General features: G+C 60.7%; 1 protein-coding gene. It reads left to right on the top strand.

What is annotated here, in order from left to right:
- Positions 1 to 439, top strand: a 439-nt coding sequence (locus ACLF3M_RS35400; protein ID WP_430661714.1) for a hypothetical protein, incomplete at its 5' end; no start/stop codon positions are given.
- Positions 440 to 595 lie beyond the last annotated feature (156 nt).

The raw sequence follows: 595 nt of genomic DNA, 5'->3' as shown, positions 1-595 counted from the left end.
TTTCAGCCGAGTACACTCGACTATCGGCAGCTTCACAGGGCTGCAATGGCTGCCTGAGGAGCATGTCGACGGTGGCTATATCTTGTCGAACCTGGTGCGGCGCGAGCCCAGGCGCAACATTCGCGTCTGGATGTCCGACGGGTTGAACGACATCGAGGTAGACAGCAACGGCAGGCAGGATCTCTACGTCGCAGGCAGTTGGCCACTGAACAACATCCAGATGGCCAACGCGCTGAAGACGCGCGGCTACGACTTTCATTTCCGCTATGGCATTGCCACGCACTCCAGCGCGCAAGGTGCCATGGACCTTCCGGAATCCCTTAGCTGGCTGTGGCGCGGTTACGACCCGGAGAAGACGACTGAGATCTATGAGCAGGAGGAGGTGGAGCGCAGCAAGCCGATCTTCCGGGTGCAGATTGCCAATCGCGATGCCTGGTAGGCCGGCGGTGTGCGCGGCGCGCTTCGGCGTCTCGTGCTGCCGCGGTAAGACGCGGAAGGTACCACCCCTGCGAAAAAGGTGGCCTGATCTGGGTCGGGTCTAGTGTCCTGATTCTGTAGTTCCTCCGATCTGCTGTGTTCGGAGGCAGAAGCGCTC

Origin of the sequence: Falsiroseomonas sp. HW251 (assembly GCF_050563545.1) — a bacterium.
Lineage (GTDB): Bacteria > Pseudomonadota > Alphaproteobacteria > Acetobacterales > Acetobacteraceae > Falsiroseomonas.
Note: the sequence above shows the minus strand (reverse complement) of the source record. Positions and strands in the feature narration are given on the sequence as shown.